Source organism: Marinobacter salinexigens (assembly GCF_008370345.1).
Classification (GTDB): Bacteria; Pseudomonadota; Gammaproteobacteria; order Pseudomonadales; family Oleiphilaceae; genus Marinobacter; species Marinobacter salinexigens.
On record NZ_VTUU01000077.1, the window covers coordinates 1 to 598 of the forward strand.

General features: G+C 57.4%; 1 protein-coding gene. It reads right to left on the reverse strand.

What is annotated here, in order from left to right:
- On the reverse strand, positions 1-591 hold a 591-nt coding region (locus FWJ25_RS20745; protein WP_497755923.1), incomplete at its 3' end, for a cytochrome P450.
- Between the last annotated feature and the right edge of the window lie 7 nt (positions 592-598).

Here is a 598-nt window from a genome sequence, read left to right on the forward strand (position 1 = left end):
GTGAAGACGTACATTTCGAGGACCCCACAGATTATGGTACAGGAGTATATACATGATCGATACAGGCATACATACAGACAGGAGGAGATTTGGAGCATGCACGGAGAGAGAGAGCCGGAGCCCCATGGAAAGCGGCAGCAGCCAGCCATGTGTCATCCTGGTCCACAAGCTATAGGACAAGCGGGGAATATATGGAGAGGATCTGAGAGGAGATGGACGCACCTGTAGCCGGTGACCAGGTGGTGGATGAGGACGAGCATCTCGAGCTTGGCGGACGAGCATCTCGAGCTTGGCCAGCTCGTTCCCGGGGCACGCGTGCACGCCGTGCCCAAACGGCAGGAACGTGCTCGGACGCGGCGCCACCTGGAATCTAGAAGGGTCGAACTTGTGTGGATCCTGGAAGTAGTCAGGGCTGTGGTGGACTTCCACCCCTTGGGGATAAGGAACCCTTTGTTTGGGGATAAGGAACCCTTTGTACTCCACGTCGGCCACGGCCTCCCTGAACGTGAACGAGATGATGCTCGCCATCCTTAAGCTCTCCAAAATCACCCTATGCGTTAGCGCCATGCTCTTCGTGTGCGCCCACGCCAGCGGCTGC